Genomic DNA, 20,557 nt, shown 5'->3' with positions numbered 1-20,557 from the left:
GGGGCCGCTCATCGACGCGAGCGAGGTGTCGGGCCCGGGTTCCGGCGGGGGGTGCCGATGGGCAGGCTGATCCGGAACACCGCGCCGCCACCGGCGCGGTTCTCGGCCGTGATCTCGCCGCCGTGGGCCGCGGCGATCGCCCGGCAGATCGCCAGGCCGAGCCCGAAGCCCTGGGTATTGGCCTTGCTGCCGCGCACGAACTTCTCGAAGATAGTCTCCTCCTCGCCGGCCGGCAGCCCCGGCCCGCGGTCCGCGACCTCGACCAGCACCCGCCCGGCCTGCACGCGCGCCACCACCCGCACCGGGCTGCCCGCGGGGGTGTGCTTGCACGCGTTCTCGAGCAGGTTGAGGATGAGCTGCTCGAACAGCACCTCGTCGAGCGGCAACAGCGGCAGCTCGGGCTGCAGCGTGACCTGCACCTCGCGCCCCGCCAGCCGGCGGTCGAGCCGCGACAGGGCCGAGCCGATCGGGTCCTCGAGCGCGACCCAGTCGGTGCGCAGGGCCACCGCGCCGGCCTCGAGGCGGGTCATGTCGAGCAGGTTGCCGACCAGCCGCCCGAGCCGCTCGGCCTCCTCGTAGATGGTCTGCAGCAGGTCGCGCCGCGTCTCCGGCGCGATCGCGTCGCCGCTGTCCATCATCGCGCTGGCGGCCCCGGTGATCGAGGCGAGCGGCGTGCGCAGGTCGTGGCTGACGGACGACAGCAGCGAGCCGCGCAGCTCCTCCTCGCGCGCGCGGACCTCCGCGATCTGGGCCTCCTCGGCCAGGCGGACCCGCTGCAGCGCCAGCGCCACCGGCCCGGTCATGGCGTCGAGCAGCTGGCGCTCGGCCGGGCTGGCCAGCTTGTCGGGGTCGTCGGGGGCGACGCCGAGGACCCCGATCGTGCGGCCCGCGGCGGTCAGCGGCAGGTACAGCGCCTGCGCGGCCTTCAGCGTCTCGGTCCCGCGCCCGGCCGGCCCGTGCTCGAACGCCCAGCGCGCCACGCCCTCCTCGCGCGCGTCGGTGGTCAGCTCGACGTCGGTCCCGGCCATCGGCGCCAGCTCGCCGTCGTGCCCGGGCAGGAGGATGACTGTCCTCGCGGACATGGTCTTTTTGACATGTCGGATCGCACACTCGGCGATGTCGACCTCGCTGCGCAGCTGCGACAGCTCGCGGCTCAGCAGGTACAGCGCGGTCAGCCGCCGCTCGTCGATGCGGGCGGCCTCGGCCTGGCGGCGGCTGAGCTCGGTCAGGCCCGAGACCCACAGCGCCAGCACCAGCATGCCGAGGTAGATCGCCGCCCGCTGCAGGTCGTCGATGTGGTTCACGTCGGGGCCCGTCCGCAGCGAGAACTCGACCGCGAGGATGCTGAGCAGCGCCGCCCCGAGCGCCGGCCCGCGGCCGAGGCGCGAGCCGACCAGCGAGATGCCGACCAGCAGCAGCACGATCACGTAGAACAGCGGCAGGTGCAGCAGCCGCGTGGCGGCGATGCTGGCCACCGTCAGCGCGGCCCAGAAGTAGGCGGCGATGCGGAGCGGCGAGCGCAGCGCGGGCACCGGCGAGACCTCGTGCGGGGCGACGTCGCCGGCGATCACGTGGACGTCGAGGTCGCCCGAGCCGCGCACCAGGGCGTCGACCAGCGAGCCGCGCAGCAGGTCGCGCCAGCGGTGCTGCATCGGCTTGCCGATGATGAGGCGGGTCGCGCCGCGGGCGCGGGCGAAGCCGAGGATCTCGCGGTCGATGCGGGCGCCGCTGATGTGGACGACCTCGGCCCCGAGCTGCTCGGCCAGGCGCAAGGTCTCGCCGACCTGGGCCCGCACCGACTCGCCGGCCAGGGCCAGCCGCGGCGTCTCGACGTACAGCGCCAGCCACTCGGCGCGCAGGCCGGTGGCCATGCGGAAGGCCGCGCGGATGAGCCGCGGCCCGAGCGGGCTCGGGTCGACGCACACGAGGATCCGCTCCGACACCGGCCCGGCGCCGAGCCGCGGGGCGCTGCGGTAGATCAGGTTCTCTCGACCTGTCCGTTGGGACATGCGCCGCAGCGCCAGCTCGCGCAGCGCCAGCAGGCTGTTCTTGCGGTACATCGCCGCGGCCGCGCGGGCGTCCTGCTCGGGGATGTAGACCTTGCCGTCCTGCAGGCGGGCCAGGATCTCCTTGGCCGGCGGGTCGATGAACTCGACGTGGTCGGCGCGCTCGAACATGGCGTCGGGCACCGGGTCGCGGACCCGCATCGAGGTGATCTGCTGGACCACGTCGTGCTGGCTCTCGAGCTGCTGCACGCACAGCGTCGACATGACGTCGACGCCGGCCGCCAGCAGGTCGACGACGTCGTGCCAGCGCTGGCTGTGGCGCGAGCCGGTGGCGTTGACGTGCCCGAGGTCGTCGACGACCACGAGGGCCGGCCGGCGCACCAGCGCGGCGTCGAGGTGGAACTCCTCGATCACCTTGCCGCGGACCTCGACGGTGCGCGGCGGCAGGCGCTCGAGGCCGAGCAGCAGCTCGGCGACCTCGGGCCGGCCGTGGGTGTCGACCGCGCCGAGGATGATGTCGACGCCCTGCCGACGCAGGCGCTGGGCCGCCTCGAGCATGGCGTAGGTCTTGCCGACCCCGGGCGCCGCCCCGAAGTACAGCGTCAGCCGCCCGCGACGGGCGTCGGACACGCTCCTCTCCTCGATGGGGTAGATCAGGCTCATAGGTCTGGCGCGAACACGGCGAACAGCAACAGGTCGAGCAGCTTGACGGCCGCGAGGGTGACGGCGACGCCGACCAGGGCGGCGCCCAGGCGGCTGCGCGCGGGGCCCCGCCAGCGCAGCGCCAGGGGCGCCACGCAGGCGAGGGTGAGCGTGTGGACGACGAGGCCGGCGAGCACCGCGCTGCGCGGCGAGTGCAGCGCCAGCGGGTCGAGCAGCGACAGTCCTTCGGAACATGTCGCGAAGGACATGCGCTCGGCGCCGCGGACCAGCGCCTCGGAGATGACGAGCGGCACCAGCACCAGCGCCAGCGCGAGGTCGCTGGCGAGGCACCAGGCGGCCAGCATGCGGCCGACGTCGCGCTGGCGGCGGCCGAGCTCGACGGCCTCGACCAGCTTGGTGGGATCGCCGTCGAGGTCGACGAGGCCGCCGGCCTCGCGCGCCGCCAGCGGCCCGGCGTTGATCGCCACCGCCACGTCGGCCTGGGCCATCGCCGGGCCGTCGTGGTTGCCGTCGCCGACCATCGCCACCCGCCGACCCGCGGCCTGGTGGCGGCGGATCAGCGCCAGCTTGCCCTCCGGCGTGGCCTCGGCCAAGAAGTCGTCGACGCCCGCCTCGGCCGCCAGCGACGCCGCCGCCGCCGGCGTGTCGGCCGTCGACACCACGGTGAACACGCCGCAGCGGCGCAGCCGCGCCAGCGCCTCGCGCACGCGGCAGCGCAGCCGCACCACCCCGAGCATGCGCGGGCCGTCGGCCACGCCGATCGCCACCCCGCCCTCGCCGGCGACCGCCTGCACCGCGGCGCGGAACTCGTCCGGCGGCTCGACGCTGCTGTGCTCGCGCACGAATTGACGAATCGCGTCGGCGTCGCCCTTGCGCAGGTGGCGGCCCGGCAGGTCGACGCCGGTCAGCCGCCCCGGCCCCGAGCCGGGCAGAAACCGCGCCTGCTGCAGCCCCGAGGGCACCAGGCCATAGCGGCGCTCGGCCAGCGCGACGATGCTGCGGCCCTCGGGCGTCTCGTCGGCCAGGCTGGCGAGGAACGCCGCGCCGGCCAGCTCCTCGACCGCGACCCCGGGCATCGGGATCAGCTCGTCGGCCTCGCAGTTGCCGCGGACCGCCACGCTCGCGCGCTCGAGCAGCAGCACGTCGACCTGGCCGAGCGCGCGCACCACCGAGGCCGCGCCGGTCACCACGTTGTGCTTGAGCAGGCGGCGGAAGGTCGCCACGTCGAGGGCGGCCTGCAGCCCGGCGAAGCTCGCCGGCACCGCGCAGGCCAGCAGCGCCAGGAGGTTGACGAGCGGCGCCGGATCGCCGGCCAGCGCCAGCGCCGCCCACGGCTGCAGCGCCGCCCCGGCGGCCAGGCCCATCGCGGTCAGCGCCAGCAGCAGCACGCCCAGGCCCTGCGGCTCCTGGCGCGCGACCAGGCGGGCCCGCTCGGCCAGCGCCAGCAATCGCTGGCGGAAGTCCTCGCCGGGGTTGCTCCACACGTCGACGATCAGCCAGCCGGTGAGGACCGCCGAGCCGGCCACCAGCGCGCGGCGGTCGGCCCCGCTCTCGCGCACCAGCGGCACCGAGCGTCCGCTCAGGGTGCTGCGAATCACCGCGCTGCCGGCCACCACCACGCCGTCGGCGGGGATGTTGTCGCCCGCGGGCACGAGCACCAGATCGCCGCGGCGCAGGCGCGACGCCGGAATCACCTCGGCCTGCGCGTCGCGCCGCAGCTCTCGCAGGCGCCGCGCCATCAGGTCGCCCTCGTGTTGCAGACGAATCGTGAGGGTGCTGGCCCCCATTCGTACGAGGACGCCGGCGACCGCGAGCACCAGCAGCATCAGCCAGATCCACACCGACGTCGCGATGGTGAAGCCGTCGGGGCGGAGGATCGCCAGCACCGTCGCCAGCGCGGCCGCGAGCGCCACTCCGAGGAGCAGCGGCCGGCGCACGGTCAGGCGCGGGTCGAGCTCGCGCAATGCGTCGAGGATCGCCTGGCGGACGAAGGGACGGCGCGCGGGAGAATGGTTGCGGGTGGTCACGGGTCCTCGGACACGACGCCATCGCCGGACGCGAGCGACGACGCAGCTCAGGAATACGCGAAGTCGTCCGATCTTGCCGCAGGGTCGGGGCAGCGGGCCAGGGGGGTCCACACCCCGACGGAGCCGGCGAGCTGCCCGCATATGCGGCGGCTCGCCCGCGCCGACGCGAGTGAATCAATGTTCCGAGTCGCGGCCGAGGGCCTGCGCGGCTCGCTCACCCGCGGCCCGGCGATTCAGAGCAGGGCGCGCTTCTCGAACTCGCTGCGCAACTTGCTCAGCGCTTGCTCCTGCAGCTGACGGATCCGCTCGCGCGACAGCGAGTAGCGCTCGCCGATCTCCTTCAGCGTCATCTCCGGCTCGTCGTCCATGCCGACGCGCTTGCGCAGGATGTCGGCCTCGATCGGCGCCAGGGTCGCGAACGCCTCCTGCAGGCCTTCCATCAGCAGGGCGCTGTCGATCTGCTCCGAGGGCAGCACCTGATTGTCGTCTTCGATGGTGTCGAGGATCGTCAGGCCCGACTCGTCGGACAGCGGTTGGTCGAGGCTGATCGGCGCCTCGACCAGGGCCCAGCGCATGCGGCGGATCCGCTCGACGCTGACGCCGGTGAGCGTCGCGATCTCCTCGTCGGTCGGGCGGCGGCCGTGCAGCGCCTCGAACTCGCGGCGGGCCCGCTTGACCTTGTTGTACGCGTCGGTCATGTGGACCGGCAGGCGCACGCTGCGGGCCTTGTCGGTGATCGAGCGGCTGATGGCGTGGCGGATCCACCACGACCCGTAGGTCGAGAAGCGGAAGCCCTTGCGGTGGTCGAAGCGGTCGACCGCCTTCATCAGGCCGATGTTGCCCTCCTGGATGAGGTCCTGCAGCGGCATCGAGCCGTGGTTGAAGCGGCGGGCGATCGTCACCACCAGGCGCAGGTTGGCCTTGACGAACGCGTTCTTGGCGGCGACCAGCGCGACGTGGTTGGCGCGCACGGTGGTGAGGTATTGAAGGAAGGGCACGCTGCCCTTGCGCGGCAGCTTGACGCGCATGCTCAGACCGTCGTTATTGCCCTGCTCGACGTTGGCGAGGTCGGCGAGGATACGGTCGGACACCAGGCTGTCGACGTCGGCGAGGCCCATCTTCTCCGACAGCGCCTCACGAGCCGCCTCGAACGCCTTTTGATGGGACAGCAGGTCGCGGTCGCGCAGCGCCCGTGAAGTCCGCTTCATCGTATCGAGCGCCTCGGCCGGAGAGACCTCCGCGGGCAGGACCTCGCGGGCGAGGTCACAGATACCGTCGATGAAGGGCGGATAATTCAGGATCGAGCGCCAAAAGGTGGCGCGCAGGCTGGCGATCCGCACGGCGGCGGCCAGCTCCTCGTCCTTGTTCATCACCTCGACTGCCGATAGGCCGCGGAAATAAGCGGCGAGCAGACCTTGAGCGTCACTGACGTCGACGGGGATCGTCGGCAAGACGGTCTCTTCGAGCTCGGCCGGCCGCGTCGGCTCCTCGGCGGCAGCCGCGCTGCGACGCCGGCGAGTGGCGGTGGGTCGGGCAAATGCGACGGTCGAAGCGTGTCGATTCATGGCGCAGCATTTCCTTGAAAGAGAGGGTGGTCCGGGCCACATTTGCGGTGTCGCGGTTGGGACCCGAAGTGCCGGCCGAAAATGAATCGGCCGACGGCGAACTCGACGCCTTCAAGACTAAGGGCAGCGATGATCAAGTGGGTATCAGGACTTCGAGACCTGACCTCAAGAACCTATCAATATCGGCGTTATGCTCGCAGAACGCCGACTGCGTGCCCGTGATGCACATTCCACGGTGATCGCGACCACGACGGCGCAGCGACATCGCGCGCGCTGTCTTTACGCGTTACGCGACGGCATCGGCGCTCGTCTCGGGTCCTATCGCACCAGTCGCGAAAGTCTTTCACGCCTGCTTCGCGCGCGCGCAGCTCCTGCGCGACGCCCTCGACGAGCCGCAACCACGACACGAACACCGTCACCCCGACGACGAGCGCCACGAGGCCGAGGCCGAGCAGCGCGGCCGGCGTGTGCGCGAGGGTCTGGGCGAACAATCGCAGCAGGACGAAGGCCCCGGCGGCCACGCCGACCAGCGCGGTGATCAGCGCCGTGGCCCGCTGCCGCAGCGCCGGGGCCTCGAGGCCGATCGCCGCGCGGCGCAGCGAGAGCAGCAGCGCCAGCGCGCCGACCAGCGCGAGGACCTGACCGCCGGCGCCGGCGTACTTCAGCATGTCCGCGTACGTCAGCGTCTGCGCGCGCGAGGCGGACGAGTCCTCGGGCCACACCATCCAGGCGTACAGCACCAGCGTCAAGACCTCGATCGCCGCGCCGAGGCCCATCGTCACCAGCGCGAGCCCCAGCGCGCCGCGCCCGGCCACCGGCGCGTCGGCGTAGCGGGTCAGCCCCGCGACCTGGGCGATGAGCGTCGGCAGCGGCACCACCAGCACCGCGAACAGCAGCTTGCCGCGGGTCGCCGGCGAGGTCAGGCCGAACGCCAGCGTGACGACGATGCCGACCACCAGCACGGTGACGCGGGTGACCAGCGCGCGGAAGTAGAGGTCGAGGCCCGCCGCAGCGGCAGTGAGCCGAGCGGCGGCAGGCTCGCCCGGGGCGACGCGGGCGAATGCCAGCAGCGTCGCCATCGACGCGCCGACCTCGGTGACGTAGAAGGCGAGGAGCATCAGGCCGCGGCGCACGAAGTTGTCGGCGTCGACCTGCTCCGGCCCCAGCACGTTGGCCGCGACGATCAACGCCAGCCGCAGCCCGTACAGCAGCGCCGCGAACGACCACGCCATCCCGGCCCCGCGCCCCCAGGCCCGCCGCGCCCGCCACAGCGCCGCCAGCAGCAAGCCCGCGGCCAGCCGCTCGGCCGCGAGCGCCAGCGGCAAGAACGTGCTCGCCAGCGCGACGCCTGCCTGGGCGTCGTTCGCCACGATCCGCTGGAACCACAGCCGCACCGCGACATCCAGCAGCATCGACGCACCTGACCCGAGGAACATGGCCCTCGCGCCAGCATCGGCGGTGCCCCGGCGCAGGCGCAGCAGGCCGACCACGGCGATCCCCGTCAGCAGCGCGCGCAGCGGCAGGTCGGCCTTGTCGAACCATTGCAGCCAGAGGAACCAGTCGAAGTCGCCCGCGGACCGGTCGGGACTGAAGCCCAGCAGCGGCGTGAGCCGCCGCGCCGCCTCGTACACCAGGTCGGCGGCGAAGACGACGAGCAGCGCCCAGGCGCCGGTGCGGGCGGCGTGGGCCGAGGGGCGGGCGTCGACATCGCCGGCGAGTATACCGGCTTGACGCCCGCCGGGCGCAATTGCGACCATGGGACGCGCGTGACCGCAGCTCAAGACGTCCTCCGCGAGCTCGAGGCCCTCGGCAGCGAGCAGACCCGCAAGACCTACCGCCGCCACGGCGCCACCGAGCCGATGTTCGGGGTCAAGTTCGGCGACCTCGAAAAGCTGCGCAAGCGCCTCGGCCGCGACCAGGCGCTGGCGCGGGCGCTGTGGCAGAGCAAAAACCACGACGCCCGCGTGCTGGCCGCGATGATCGCGGACCCCGCCGCGTTCGACCTCGAGACCCTCGCGCGCTGGCAGGCCGAGGCGACCTGCAACTTGCAGTCGGACGCCCTGATCGGCCACGTCGGCGCGCGCCTGCCGGCGGCGGCCGCGGCGGCGACGGCCTGGCTCGACGCGTCCGCCGAGCCGCAGCGGCGCGCCGGCTGGGTGCTGGTGTCGCACCTGGCCCAAGAGTCACCTGACCTCGAGGACAGCTTCTTTGCGAATTTGCTGCCCCGCATCGAGCGCGAGATCCACGAGGCCCCGAACCGCACCCGCGAGGCGATGAACCGGACCCTGATCGCCATCGGCGCCCGCAGCGACGGCCTGGCCCGCCTGGCCACCGCCGCGGCCCGCAAGATCGGCCCGGTCGAGGTCGATCACGGCGACACCGACTGCAAGACCCCCGACGCGGTGTCGTACATCGCCAAGGCCCGCGAGCACCGCGCGAAGCAGGAGGCGAAGCACGGCGGAAAGGCCGCCGCGAAGCCGGCGAAGGCGACGGCGAAGAAGGCGACCGCAAAGAAGGCGACGGCGAAGAGCCGAAGAGCCGGCGCGGAGGCGTGAAGGTGGACAGAGAAGCGGCTCGCAGCTGGATCTCGCGGTGCGGCTGTCCCGGCTGGGTGAGCCTGGTCGACCAGGTCTACGACCGCCTCCCGCCCGGACTGCAAGTCAAGCAGGTCTATCAAAAATGGGCCGAGCTGCGCTTCGACCTCACCGACTACGACGAGGCCTTCGAGAATTCCTCGTCGAGATCGCGGCGCAGAGCGCGACCATTTGCGGTGTCTGCGGCGGCGCGGGCTACCACCATTGCCTCGACGGCTGGGAGGAGACGATCTGCGACGCCTGCCGCGCGCGGGCAGAGATGCAAATCGACGGCCCGCCGGGCAGCGACGACGACTTCGAGCGCTGACCTCGGGTGACGATGGCAGGACTCACGGCAGGGTTCACGCGCTTTGAGCCCGGTTGTGGGCATGCGCCCGCCACTTCGAGTGGAAGGCTCGCTTCCCCGCCACACTCGCAACGGATACCCTTCTCACTGCAGGAGAGGACAAAGAGATGTCGAGCTCGAATGTACTCACGTTCACGGAGCAGAACTTCGAGCAGGAGGTCGTCCAGGCCTCCTGGTTCGTGCCTGTGTTGGTGGTATTCACGGCGACCTGGGCTGGGCGCTGTAGCGAGCTCTTGCCGATCGTCGAGAAGATCGCGGACGACTACCAGGGCAAGGTCAAGGTGGGCACCCTGGACATCGACGGTGCCCCCGAGGCCACTCAGAGGAACGGAGTCAAATCCGTCCCGACCTCCATCGCGTTCAGAGGGGGGAGCAAGGTGAGCATTGAGCCGGGCCTCACGAGCCGCGAAGTCCTGCTCAGCATGCTGTGCCTGGCATAGCCAGGACGGCGGCGCTGTGGGGTAGTGGATTGCTCCCGCCTCAAGCCGCACGACACCTGCGGTCAGTACCGCCTGCCGAGAATGCGTGCGGTCGCTCGACAGCGAATGGGTCCAGCCCGGAACAGGACATACCATTTCCCCGAGCGGCCTATGGTTGCTTGAGGCGCCCCGCTCGCGGGCTCTTCTTCGTCGCGTGCTTCTTCGCCGAAGCATCGCCCGGAGGCTTCTTCGCCGCGGTCTTCTTCGCCGAAGCGGCCGGAGGCTTCTTCGCCGCGGTCTTCTTCGTCGAGGCGGAGGCCGAGATCTTCGCCGCGGTCTTCTTCGCCGAAGCAGTGGCCGCCCGGGACTCCTTCGCCGAAGTCGCGGAGGCCGGAGACTTCTTCGCTGCGGTCTTCTTCACCGAAGCGGTGGCCTGGTTCTTCGTCGCGGTCTTCTTCGCCGAAGCAGCGCTCGCCGGACCCTTCTTCGCCACCTTCTCCGTCGGCATAGCGACACGCTCCGGGCGCGACACCTTCGCATCCGCAACTACGCTCCTGGTGCTCGCAGTACCCGACGCCGGCACGCGCACCAGGTGCAGCGCCGTCCCGTCCTCCTGCCCGAGCACGCACACCTCGCCCGCGACCAGCCCGTCGATCATATTGAATCCGTCGGGATTCGCCAGCTCCCCGCGGAGCGACCCGTCGGCCCGCGAGAATGCGGCGAGCGCCTGCCAGCCCTCGCCGGCCTTCTTCGCCGACAGCGTCACCACCGCGTCGGGAGTGACGAGCGGCGGCGCGAACGTCGTCGCCGCCGCGCGCTTCGTCCGCCAGCGCAGCTCGCCGCTCGCGCGGTCGAGCAGCGCGAGCTCGCCGAGCCGCGGCTCGAGCACCGCGACCGCGTCCGCCCCGGCGTGGACCTGCACCAGGCTCCGCGCCTCCGCCCCCTTGAACGTGAAGCTCCACACCGGCGCCCCGTCCGCCGGTCGCAGCCGCGTCAGCTTGCCGCCGAGATGGGTCGCCAGCACCGTCTCCCCGGACACCGACACCACACTGTCGGTCTTCCACAGCGACCTGCCCTTCAGGTCATATGCGTGCACCACGAATTCGAGCGTACTCAAAAATCCGCCGGCGAACGCGGTGAGCCCGGTGGCGCTTCCGCCCTCGACGACCTTCTTGAACTCGCCGGTCGCCGCGTCGGCCAGCACCAGCCGGCTCGCCGCCTCGAACCGCTCCGCGGCCGTCAGGAACGCGAACACCCCGTCGTGATACGCCGCCTCCGTCGTATGCTCGGGAGCGGCGACGCGGCGGACCTCGCGGCCGCTGGCCGGGTCGAGGAACACCAGCGCGCACGGAAACGGCGGGTCGAATCCGCTGGTCAGGACCACCGGGTGCCCCTCGAAAATGCCGACCAGCCGGCTCCCGTCCTCGACCTCGACGTCCCACAGCCGCTCGCCCGCGAGCGACGCCGCCGCGAACCGGAAATCATCGCTCGACCAGTAGACCGCGCCCGCGTCGACGAACCGGGGGTGTGCAGCGCGGCGGTCAACCTGGCGACGGTGTGGAGGCTCGACGAATGCTTCGACATCGAGCCGCGAGGTTATCACGGCGGCGAACCGAAAAGCCCGGATCTCAGGGCGCCGGCCACATCATCAGCTGCGGGTCGGGCCAGCGGAACGGGTTGCCCTCGGCGTCCGCATTGGAAAAATGACCGCTGCAGCCGTCGATGTTGCCGGGCTCGTTCAGCAGCGTCCAGAACGACGCGCACACCTGATCGGCGATGAACCCCCGGCACTCCTCCATCGTGTGCTGGCCGCTCTCGGGGTTCGTGTAATAGCCGCGCACGAACTCCCACGCGAGCGCCTGCAGGTCGGCGGCCGGCTCCGCGGGCACGCCCGGCGGCACCGGGGCGCCGATCGGCGAGCTGCGGAACACCGCGGCGTGGGTGACCAGCGCCGCGTAGTAGGCCCCGAGCGGCGTCAGGTGGACGTCGTCGCTGAACAGCTGGTCCAGCTTCTGATTCGGCGCACCCTCGATGCCCGCGACCTCGCCGGCGAGCGCCGCCTCGACCAGGTGGACCAGCGCCGCGCCGACCGGCAGCGTCGTCACGCGGTCGGGCCGGCCCTCCGCCGCGAGCGTGTGATTGACCTTGGCCGCCACGCACTCCCAGGCGAACAGCGCGTTCTTCTCGTGGGCGATCCACGGCGCCGGGTCCGCCTTGTTCATGCTCAGCCAGCTGTGATAGAGGAGCGTCTGGCCGGCCGGGTTGCCGTCGATCAGGCGGTCGTGATAATGCCGCAACAGGCCGGTGGTGTCCTCCCACTGGATCGTGCCGAGGATGTCGTGCCGCTCGGTGATCACCAGAGTGTCGTACAGCTCGCCGGGGCCGAGGGTCTGCGGCGCCTTGAGCTCGGCGATGACGTCCATGTCGCTGCCGTCGCGGTTCTTGCCGGTCTTGTAGCCGGGCCAGTCGAGGTTGTTCCAGCTGCCGCCGAGCGTGCGCACGCGGATCGGCGAGCCGATGCCGATCTGCTGATTGTAATTGAAATCGACGCCGAGGCCGGCCGCAATCTCGAGCATGAAGTCGGCCAGGGGATTGTCGGTGAGGCTGTGCCCGGAGAGGAACACGCGGGCGTGGTCGCGCTCGCTCCAGCCCGGATCGACGGGCGGATCGCCGGTGGTCTCGCCCGGCCCGGTGGTCTCGTCGGGGCCGGTCGTGTTCGCGGTGGTGGCAGACGGATCTGCGGTGGTCGGCTCGACGCTGGTCGTCTCGCCGTCGGTGGTCCCTTCGCTCGTGGTCGGCGCGGTCGGTCCGCCGGAGCTCGGGCCGGCCGTCGCCTCGCTGCTTCCGGTCGGGTCGCCGCCCGTCGGGCCCCGGTCGACTCCGTGGTCCCGCCGGAACCACCGTCCGGACAGGCGGAGAGCGCCGCGGCCACGGTGAGACCGAACACGAGCTGCAAGGAGCGACAGGAAGCGAGGGCAGGGTGCATGCGGCCGACGGTAGCCAAGGTCGCAGGCGCTGCGCAACCGCGTACGCCGCTCGAAGCAGCGCCGGTCACCGCGATCGCCGCTCGCCACGGAATCATATGACATGTCTTTTGAGTCATTTGTACATTCGTCGACCCCGGTCCAAGGACGCGGGCCCTCGCGCGCGCGGCTGCGTGGCCGGCATGCCGCGCTCCGCCTTCGCCCTCCGCTTCAAGGAGCTCGTCGGCCGCGCGAGTACTTGACGCGCCGGCGCTTGTGCGAGGTGAGCTGCGAGCTGCGCGGCGGACCGCCAGCGTCGCCGACGCGCCGGCGACGGTCGGCGACGAGTCAGTCGGCGACCCTTACCGGGCGCTCCAGCAGGCCCCCGGCGTCACGCCCGCGGCGCGTCGTCGCAGCCGGGGAGCCCGCGCCTCGCCGATCTCGGCGCGCGGGACGGATCGACGAAGTCGGCTGCGGCTGTCGCGGCGGCGGCCCGCCGGCCTGCCTGGACGACGCGAAAATCGGCGGTTTTCGGCCCACGAATCCGCGCATTCGTCCGTGCCCCGATTGTCGACGGTCAATGGCAGGAGTGTGACGCGACGACGATCGCGCGGTCGCGACGCGGCGGGGCGTCACGGAGATCGGTGCGACCGATTCGTGCGGCGATTCCTCGGGGTCGCCGAACCTCGCGGGTTGTCCCGGGCCGGCGGAGGCCCGCGGACGCCCGCGAATCGGCCGCCCTGACCCGTCAGGGCGGCGCGGCCCCGAGGCGCGAGCGCGCGATCGCATGCATACCTGCATCCGCGGCCGTCACCGCTCCCGAGGTCCGGTCGGGGCCGACGAGGCTTGTCCGCGGCGAGCTCGGCAGCGTACCTTGCGACGCACGGGTGGAGGCGCGAACGCGATGGTCGAGAACACGCGGCTGAGCCGGCGAATCGTCTACCTGCCCCTTGGGGCAGCTCTCTTCGCGTTCGGGTGTTACAACCCGGACGCCCAGGTCGACACCGAAGGCCCCGCGACGACCGGGTCCGAGGGCACGTCGACGACCACGGGCGGCGAGACGCCGACCACGGACGCGCCGACGTCCACTACGGGCACCGGCACCACCGGCGAGCCGAACGGCGACTGTTATTCGACGCGCGACTTCTTCGCCGACAAGGTGTGGTCGAAGGGCATGGGCACGCTGTGCGTGCAGTGTCACGAGCCGACCGGCTCGGCGGCGGCCAAGGGCGCCAAGTTCCGCCTGCTCACGCCCGTGTACCCCGGCTTCATCGAGGCCAACCTGGCCAACATCCAGGGCCTGGCCGGCTACGAGTTCGAGGACACCCCGCTGATCCTCGCCAAGCCGAGCGGCATCGTCGAGCACGGCGGCGGCGCGGTGCTGCCGGCCGAGAGCGAGCTCTACAAGAACATCGAGGCGCTGCTGGAGCAGCTCGAGGACCCGATCGAGTGTCCGCCGCCGAGCGCCGGCGAGGCTTCCCCGACGTGGTCCTGCTCGACCCGGTGGAGACGCTGCGCAAGGCCTCGCTGCACCTGGTCGGCCGCCTGCCGCTGGAGGACGAGATCGCCGCGGTCGAGGCCGACGGCGAGGCCGGGCTCGCGGCTGTCCTCGAGGACATGATGACGGAGGACGCGTTCTACGCCCGCCTCACCGACGTCTTCAACGACACGTTCCTGACGGACATGTACTACGGCGGCGGCTCGCTGAACAACATCAACGCGGGCACGCCCGACTGGCCGAACGTCGCCAAGTACTTCGACAAGATGAACCCGATGCCGGACGATCAGAAGCAGCGGATCCACCGCGCCGTCGCGCGCGAGCCGCTCGACCTGATCAACTACATCGTCCGCAACGACCGGCCCTTCACCGAGATCCTCACGGCCGACTACACCGTCTTCACGCCCGACTCGGCCTTCATCTACGGCGTGGCGGCCCGCTTCGAGGACCCGAACGACCCGACCGAGCTCAAACCCGGCGTCCTCAAGGTCACCCGCAACGGCAAGGAGATGACCTACCCGCACGCCGGCGTCCTGACGTCGCCGATGTGGCTCAATCGGTTCCCGACCACGCCGACGAACCGCAACCGCCACCGCGCGCGCAAGGTCTACGACCAGTTCCTGGCGACCGACGTGCTGGCGCTGGCCAGCCAGGCGATCGACCCCGACGCCGGGGCCGCGTTCGCCAACCCGACGCGCGACGACGCGACCTGCGCCCAGTGTCACATCACGATCGACCCGATCGCCGGGGCGTTCCAGATGTTCGACAAGAACAACCAGGAGTTCCTGCTCGAGAAGCCGACCTGGTACCCCGAGATGTTCGCGCCCGGCTACCAGTTCGAGCTGATGCCGACCGACCAGTCCGCCACCGGCGTGCAGTGGCTGGCGCAGAAGGTGGCGAACGATCCGCGCTTCAGCCTGTCGGCGACCTACAAGATGTACCAGGCGCTGACCGGCGAGGAGCCGGCGCGCTACCCGACCAACGCGGCCGCCCCCGACTACATGCAGCAGCTGGCGGCCTGGGAGACCCAGGACACCTTCATGCGCGCGGTCGCGGCCGAGTTCGTGGCCGACGACCACAACCTCAAGACGATCATCGTCAAGCTGATCCTGAGCCCGTACTACCGCGGCGTGAACGTCGCCAACGAGCCGAGCGAGGAGCACAAGGCCGAGCTCGCGCACGTCGGCACCGGCCGACTGTCGACCCCGGAGCTGCTGGCGAAGAAGGTGATGGCGACCACCGGCGTGCGCTGGGGCGGCACCGGCGACCTGCTGAACGGCGAGTACAAGCTGCTCTACGGCGGCATCGACTCCAACGCGATCACCCAGCGGCTGACGAGCATCAACCAGCTGATGGCGAGCGTGGCCCAGCGCATGGCGGTCGAGGTGTCGTGCAGCGCGACCGCGTTCGACTTCACCAAGCCGGTCGAGGAGCGCCTGCTGTTCCCGCTGGTCGAGGCGACCGACTCGCCCGACTTCCAGGAGTCGAAGATCAAGGCCAACATCCAGCACCTGCACCTGCGCATGCTGGGCGAGGACCTGGCGATCGACGATCCGGAGATCGAGCGGACCTACGACCTCTACCGCGAGACCTGGCTGGCCGGCGCGCAGAACATCGCCGACACGATCGAGGGCAAGGGCTCGGGGCGTGCGGGGCGACGAAGGACCCCAACACCGGCACGGCCCTGCCCGACGAGCAGAAGCTGACGAACGACGACGCTTACACCATCCGCGCCTGGCAGGCCGTCATCGCCTACATGCTGTCGGACTTCGCCTTCCTGTACGAGTGAGTCAACCCAGCGAGATCGGAGAGTTACGACCATGGATCGCCGCAGCTTCCTCAAGATCGCCGCCGGGACCGGACTCGCCGTCGCCCTGCCGCGCCACGCCCGCGCCGCGCTGCCGCCCTACAAGGGGCCGTTCTACGTGATGATCAGCGCCCGCGGCGGCTGGGACCCCGTGTACCTGTGCGACCCCAAGCCCAAGGGCACGTTCAACCGCCACTACGACTACGACCCGGCCGACCCGACGGCCGTCGGCGACATCCACTACGCCGACATCCCGGTCCCCGCCAACCTGGTGACCGACCCGCTGTCGCTGCCGTACATGATGAAGAACGCCGACTTCTTCGCCAAGTACGCCAGCAAGATGGTCGTGATCAACGGCCTCAACATGGCGACCAACAACCACGACCGCGGGGTCGTGACGATCTGGTCGGGCCGCGGCGACGGCAACTACCCCAACTTCGCCGCGCTGGTGGCCGCGACGAAGGCGCCCGAGCACCCGCTGGCGTTCATCTCCGGCGGCGGCTACTCGGGCACGGGCAACCTGATCCCGGTCACCCGCCTCAACTCGGTGGCCTCGTTCCGCAAGCTGGCCGAGCCCAACCGCGTCAACCCGGCCGACCCGAACAACACGACGACGTACCTCCACCAGGACACGTTCGACCGCATCGCCGCGGCCCAGCAGGAGCGCCTGGCCGCGTTCAAGGCCAAGCAGAACCTGCCGAAGATCGAGGCCGCCGCCGGCCAGCTGTACCTCGCGCGCGGCAACCTCGACCTGCTGTCGTCGGTGGCCCTGCCCGACACGCTCATCGACCTGCCCAACGAGATGGGCGACCTCGAGCGCATGGCCCAGCAGACGCAGCTGGCGATGGCGGCGTTCACCGCCGGCCTGGCCGTCGGCGTGAACCTCGAGATCGGCGGCTTCGACACCCACGCCAACCACGACACGGTGCAGGTGCGCCAGCTGGCCAAGCTGAACTGGGGCATCGACTACGTGATGTCGCAGGCGGCGATGGCCGGCATCGACTCCAACCTGGTCGTCATGGTCGGCTCCGACTTCGGCCGCGGCAAGGGCTACAACGGCATGGACGCGGGCTCGGGCAAGGACCACTGGCCTGTCTCTTCGGCCATGTTCCTGAGCGGCAACCCGGGCCTCATCGGCGGCGGCGGCCGGGTCATCGGCGCGACCACCGAGGCCGAGCAGCTGCCCATCGGCATCGACCCCGACACGCTCGAGCTCGACGAGTCCGAGGACGGCGTCGTCCTCACCGCCCCGCACGTCCACCTGGCCCTGCGCCAGCTCGCCGGGGTGGCCGAGAGCCCCGCGGCCAAGAAGTTCGGCATCATCACCGACATGCTGCCGCTGTTCGGCTGAAGCGGCTGTCCGCAGGGACAGGTGAAAGCGACGGCGGCACCGCGGTGCCGCCGTCGTCGCGAGCGGCGCACTGCGACGTCCTGTCTTCAAGGACAGCCGACATCGAGCTCGCCGATTCCGGCTCGCCTCCCGGCAGCCGGGGTCGCTCCGGCCTCACGATCCCCGCACCTCCGCCGCGGCGTCGTCGTCGAGGTCGGCGATGGGCGCTGGAACAGCGTCGGCAGTTTTTTGCGGTCCATGCCGAACCGCGATCGGCCGGCAGCGGAGGCGCGACCGGCGCGGCGCTGCACGAAGGGTCGTGACCCTCGTGCGCGAACTGCAGCGAGCGGACAATTTTCGTGACCGCACCGGCGACTTCAAGCCAGGGCAGCGCGGCGACGGCGGTCGAGCCCGGCTCGGATTTCGTCTTCGTGCAGGCCAGGAAAGTCGAAGGATTTAATGATGCTCGGTGCTTCTCTCGATGCCTCCACCCAGTCATTCGGCCCTCCCTCGTGCTCGCCACGTCGGCGTGACCGTCGAGCGCGGCGCGGCGAGGGCCTCGGCCGGCTCCGCGAACGCCTCGGGCGCGAGCGGGCCCGCCTGCAGGCCCATTTCCACGAGGTCCTGCTCGAGCTGCGCGGGCGCGATGTCACGCATCTCGGCGCGCCGCAGCGGGCCGCGCGGGAGCGCCTGATCGAGGAGCTCGCGCGCTACGCTCGCGAGGGCCGCTTCCCGCGCAACTACGTGTCGCGCGCCGCTCCCGATCTTCATCGACCCGCACGGCACGCGCTGCGCGATGGCGCGGCTGATCGAGTCGACCGGGCACGCGGCGCTGGTGGCTCGCGTGGCGACGCACCGCAACTTCGCGCTGATCCGCGAGCTCGAGGGCGACGCGGCGCTGCGGGCGTGGCTCGACGAGTTCGGGCTCACGGCGGCGGAGGCCGGGCGGATCCAGCCGGAGTACTGCTTCGTCACGAAGGCCGAGGACTGCTTTTGCAACCAGCTGAGCTCCGAAAGTACTGTAGACGCGGTGCTCGAGGGCGTCGTCGTCAAGGGGCCGAACCCGGACGAGGTCGGGGTCCGTGTCGACGCAGTCCACGGCACGACGACAGCGAAGGTCGGGGACACGGTCACGGCCGACTTTGTCCATCATGGGAGCGAAGCCTCGATCGGCCACCCCGTGCTGGTCGCCCAGGAGGGCGAATTCAACACCCTCTTCAGCCTCGATCCCGATGATCAGTTCGTCGCCACCTGCAGCTCGGAGGTCCCGCCGCTGACGAAGGAGGCGGCGATCGCCGGCCTGCTGGCGAAGAGCGACGACCAATGCATCGCCGCGCTGGAGGAAGAGTCCTCGGTGTGGGGAGAGTCGATCTGCGACGACGATTCCGGCTGCGGTTGCGTCGCGCAAGAAGGGGACGCGAGCGGGGCGCTGTTCGTCTCGACGGCCCTGCTCCTGGCGTTCGCGCGCCGCCGGCGACGTCGATGACGCGAGCTCGGCGGCCCAGGCCCCGGTAGTACATCGGCGCTCGGCAGCGATCTCCTCGGGCGAATCGATCGCCCTCTGTCCTCCTCTCGGGGCGGAGCTCCCCAGCCTTCGGTTCATCGGAGCGCCGCGACGCCGAGGGACGCGCCGCCGGGGCGCGTCTCGCCCGCCAGCGATACGGCGGGCGCGGCGGCCTGGCTTCAGCGACAGTCGCCCTCGCGCTCGCCGGACCGCGCCTGCGCGATGCTCTGACGAAAACTCCCGGTCGCCCCGGTCTTCCACGCCGGCTCTTCTTGCAGAGGCACGTTGCCGGCGTCGTCGACGTCCGTCCCGTGATGCGTGTGCTGCGTCCACACCGCGCGGGCCCCCGGCGAGTTCGGGCCGTGCGCGGGGCGGTAGGTGTACACGCCCATGCGCGTCTCGAACTCGGGGTCGGACGCGCGGCAGCCGGTGTTGGCCCGCTCGTCGCTCAGGTTGGCGATCACCAGCACCTCGGCGGTCGCGTCGCCGTCGAGGTCGGCGATCACGGGATATTCGTGGATCGTCCCGCTCGAGTTGCGGATCGTGCCGAGCACCGTGCCGTCGGCTCCGTCGATCAGGCGGAACGCGCACTCGTCCTGATGCGCCAGCTCGAGCCGGCCGTCGCCGTCGAAGTCGAACACCGACGCGGAGTTGCTCGCCGACGACACATCCTGCGTCTCGAGCACCCAGCGGGCGTACATCGCCCCGGGCGCGGGCTCGATCGCGTCCCACTTCACGATCTCCTCGTCGGGGCGCGCGAAGTCGTAGACCGCGTAGGCCATGCCGCCGCTGACGCCGACCTCGAGCCGGCCGTCGCCGTCGAAGTCGGCGATGGTGGCCGGGCCGCCGAGGTTCGCGCCCTTGATCGGGATCGGCTGCGTGCGCTTGGCGTCGTCCTCCGCGCACGCCTCGCCGGACGGATCGACGCCGCACCACAGCTTCCCGGTCAGGCCGTCGATCACGCGGATGTCCGGCCACGCGGTCAGCACCACCTCCGGCGTGCCGTTGCCGTCGAGGTCCGCCACCGCCGGAAAGCCGTCGTTGCCGTGGCCGCTCGTGTTCTGCCACATCAGCGAGACGGTCACCTGCGGCGGGTCGCCGGGCACCCACGTCACGCGCCACGCCTCTCGCCCGCTCACGATCTCCGGCGTGCCGTCGCCGTCGAGGTCCGCCACCGTGGCCAGGCCCCCGGGGTAGACCGCGGTCCCGTCGTGCTCCGGCACCCCGGCCTCGGCGCCGAACCCCGGCTCGTTCCACACCATCAGGCCGTCGTGATCGAGGATCGCCGCGCCGAGCACGATCTCCGCCTCCGGATCGTCGTCGAGGTTGGCCACCGCCGGCGCGCCGTTGTCGAAGCGGAACCGCGCGAGCTGCCCTTCGGCCAGGTGCGACGTCCACAGCGGCCTGCCCTCGCCGTCGACCGCGTGAATCGGCGCCATGAAGTCGGGATCGTCGATTTGCCCGGCGTAAATGATATCGGGCACCTGGTCGCCCGAGACGTCGGCGAGGGCGATCGTGGCGCGAGGATTCGAGCCGAATCGGCCCTGCACCGGGTCGTGCGTGATGTGCCATTTTTCGGCGCCGGTCACCCCGTCGAGCAGGACGATCTCGCCGGCCCTGCTGCCCCACGGACCGGCGTTGACCACCACGTCGGTGAGGCCGTCGCCGTCGACGTCGGCGACGAGCGGCAGCGACAGCACCTCGCGGTCCGTCCATTCCCACCCGGGCGCGTCGAGCGGACCCTCCTCACAAGCGGTCGTGTCATTGCACCCGAGCGGGGCGACCGCGAGCATGCCGGGACCGGTGCACGCAGCGACGGCGGCGACCGCCGATTG

The 20,557-nt window shown here is 71.2% G+C and carries 14 protein-coding genes; 6 read left to right on the top strand and 8 right to left on the bottom strand.

Translation table 11 applies throughout. The annotated features are described in order from the left end of the window. Positions 1 to 8: 8 nt before the first annotated feature. The 4 genes from OV079_RS31700 to OV079_RS31685 all read right to left on the bottom strand — a co-directional run bounded on the left by OV079_RS31700 (position 9) and on the right by OV079_RS31685 (position 8,018). A complete protein-coding gene (locus tag OV079_RS31700; RefSeq protein ID WP_267772842.1) occupies positions 9 to 2,636 on the bottom strand; it encodes a sensor histidine kinase KdpD in 2,628 nt (875 codons plus the stop codon). Between the two features lie 29 nt (positions 2,637 to 2,665). Next, positions 2,666 to 4,696, bottom strand: a complete 2,031-nt coding sequence (locus OV079_RS31695; protein WP_267772841.1) for an HAD-IC family P-type ATPase — start codon at positions 4,694 to 4,696, stop codon at positions 2,666 to 2,668. A 233-nt stretch (positions 4,697 to 4,929) separates the two neighbouring features. Beyond that, positions 4,930 to 6,147 (bottom strand): sigma-70 family RNA polymerase sigma factor, encoded by a 1,218-nt coding sequence (locus tag OV079_RS31690; RefSeq protein WP_267772839.1) that lies wholly within the window; start codon positions 6,145 to 6,147, stop codon positions 4,930 to 4,932. Between the two features lie 302 nt (positions 6,148 to 6,449). Beyond that, on the bottom strand, positions 6,450 to 8,018 hold the full coding sequence (locus OV079_RS31685; RefSeq protein WP_267772837.1) for a hypothetical protein: 1,569 nt from the start codon (positions 8,016 to 8,018) through the stop codon (positions 6,450 to 6,452). Between the two features lie 9 nt (positions 8,019 to 8,027). Between OV079_RS31685 and OV079_RS31680 the strand changes: the two genes are divergently transcribed. From OV079_RS31680 to OV079_RS31670, 3 genes are all read left to right on the top strand, one after another. Continuing rightward, on the top strand, positions 8,028 to 8,816 hold the full coding sequence (locus OV079_RS31680; protein ID WP_267772835.1) for a DNA alkylation repair protein: 789 nt from the start codon (positions 8,028 to 8,030) through the stop codon (positions 8,814 to 8,816). A gap of 124 nt (positions 8,817 to 8,940) precedes the next feature. Further along, entirely contained in the window at positions 8,941 to 9,162 is a 222-nt protein-coding gene (locus OV079_RS31675) for a hypothetical protein (protein ID WP_267772833.1), read from the top strand. Between the two features lie 146 nt (positions 9,163 to 9,308). Continuing rightward, the gene (locus OV079_RS31670) at positions 9,309 to 9,641 is read left to right on the top strand and encodes a thioredoxin family protein (protein WP_267772831.1); all 333 of its coding nucleotides are present in this window, start codon (positions 9,309 to 9,311) and stop codon (positions 9,639 to 9,641) included. Positions 9,642 to 9,789: 148 nt separating this feature from the next. Here OV079_RS31670 and OV079_RS31665 read toward each other — a convergent pair whose 3' ends face one another. Both OV079_RS31665 and OV079_RS31660 read right to left on the bottom strand, forming a co-directional pair. Further along, on the bottom strand, positions 9,790 to 11,223 hold the full coding sequence (locus OV079_RS31665) for an outer membrane protein assembly factor BamB family protein (RefSeq protein WP_267772830.1): 1,434 nt from the start codon (positions 11,221 to 11,223) through the stop codon (positions 9,790 to 9,792). Between the two features lie 25 nt (positions 11,224 to 11,248). Beyond that, positions 11,249 to 12,709 carry a hypothetical protein gene (locus tag OV079_RS31660; protein WP_267772829.1) on the bottom strand — a complete coding sequence of 487 codons (1,461 nt, stop codon included), beginning with the start codon at positions 12,707 to 12,709 and terminating at the stop codon, positions 11,249 to 11,251. A 1,359-nt stretch (positions 12,710 to 14,068) separates the two neighbouring features. On the opposite strand from OV079_RS31660, the gene OV079_RS31650 reads away from it, so the two are divergent. Together OV079_RS31650 and OV079_RS31645 are read left to right on the top strand one after the other, a co-directional pair. Then, positions 14,069 to 15,787: a hypothetical protein gene (locus tag OV079_RS31650; protein ID WP_338088952.1), complete on the top strand. Its 1,719-nt coding sequence runs from the start codon at positions 14,069 to 14,071 to the stop codon at positions 15,785 to 15,787. A gap of 114 nt (positions 15,788 to 15,901) precedes the next feature. Beyond that, on the top strand, positions 15,902 to 17,239 hold the full coding sequence (locus OV079_RS31645; protein ID WP_267772826.1) for a DUF1501 domain-containing protein: 1,338 nt from the start codon (positions 15,902 to 15,904) through the stop codon (positions 17,237 to 17,239). 474 nt (positions 17,240 to 17,713) lie between these two features. On the opposite strand, the gene OV079_RS31640 is transcribed toward OV079_RS31645, so the two are convergent. Continuing rightward, complete coding sequence (locus OV079_RS31640; RefSeq protein ID WP_267772825.1) at positions 17,714 to 17,875, bottom strand: hypothetical protein; 162 nt, start codon at positions 17,873 to 17,875, stop codon at positions 17,714 to 17,716. Between the two features lie 139 nt (positions 17,876 to 18,014). Here OV079_RS31640 and OV079_RS31635 point away from each other — a divergent pair, with 139 nt between their 5' ends. Next, complete coding sequence (locus tag OV079_RS31635) at positions 18,015 to 18,704, top strand: MYXO-CTERM sorting domain-containing protein (protein ID WP_267772824.1); 690 nt, start codon at positions 18,015 to 18,017, stop codon at positions 18,702 to 18,704. 197 nt (positions 18,705 to 18,901) lie between these two features. Here OV079_RS31635 and OV079_RS31630 read toward each other — a convergent pair whose 3' ends face one another. Beyond that, positions 18,902 to 20,515 carry an FG-GAP repeat domain-containing protein gene (locus OV079_RS31630; RefSeq protein WP_267772823.1) on the bottom strand — a complete coding sequence of 538 codons (1,614 nt, stop codon included), beginning with the start codon at positions 20,513 to 20,515 and terminating at the stop codon, positions 18,902 to 18,904. Positions 20,516 to 20,557: the final 42 nt, after the last annotated feature.

It is taken from the genome of Nannocystis pusilla (assembly GCF_026626665.1).
Taxonomy (GTDB): Bacteria; Myxococcota_A; Polyangia; order Nannocystales; family Nannocystaceae; genus Nannocystis; species Nannocystis pusilla.
Note: the sequence above shows the minus strand (reverse complement) of the source record. Positions and strands in the feature narration are given on the sequence as shown.

What these genes read in the sequence shown, in the direction of transcription:
- OV079_RS31670 (WP_267772831.1), top strand. Translation starts at nt 9,309, where the DNA reads ATGTCGAGCTCGAATGTACTCACGTTCACGGAGCAGAACTTCGAGCAG.
- OV079_RS31640 (WP_267772825.1), bottom strand. Translation starts at nt 17,875, where the DNA reads ATGCGTGACATCGCGCCCGCGCAGCTCGAGCAGGACCTCGTGGAAATG.
- OV079_RS31635 (WP_267772824.1), top strand. Translation starts at nt 18,015, where the DNA reads ATGGCGCGGCTGATCGAGTCGACCGGGCACGCGGCGCTGGTGGCTCGC.
- OV079_RS31685 (WP_267772837.1), bottom strand. Translation starts at nt 8,018, where the DNA reads ATGGTCGCAATTGCGCCCGGCGGGCGTCAAGCCGGTATACTCGCCGGC.
- OV079_RS31675 (WP_267772833.1), top strand. Translation starts at nt 8,941, where the DNA reads ATGGGCCGAGCTGCGCTTCGACCTCACCGACTACGACGAGGCCTTCGA.
- OV079_RS31630 (WP_267772823.1), bottom strand. Translation starts at nt 20,515, where the DNA reads ATGCTCGCGGTCGCCCCGCTCGGGTGCAATGACACGACCGCTTGTGAG.
- OV079_RS31660 (WP_267772829.1), bottom strand. Translation starts at nt 12,709, where the DNA reads ATGTCATATGATTCCGTGGCGAGCGGCGATCGCGGTGACCGGCGCTGC.
- OV079_RS31645 (WP_267772826.1), top strand. Translation starts at nt 15,902, where the DNA reads ATGGATCGCCGCAGCTTCCTCAAGATCGCCGCCGGGACCGGACTCGCC.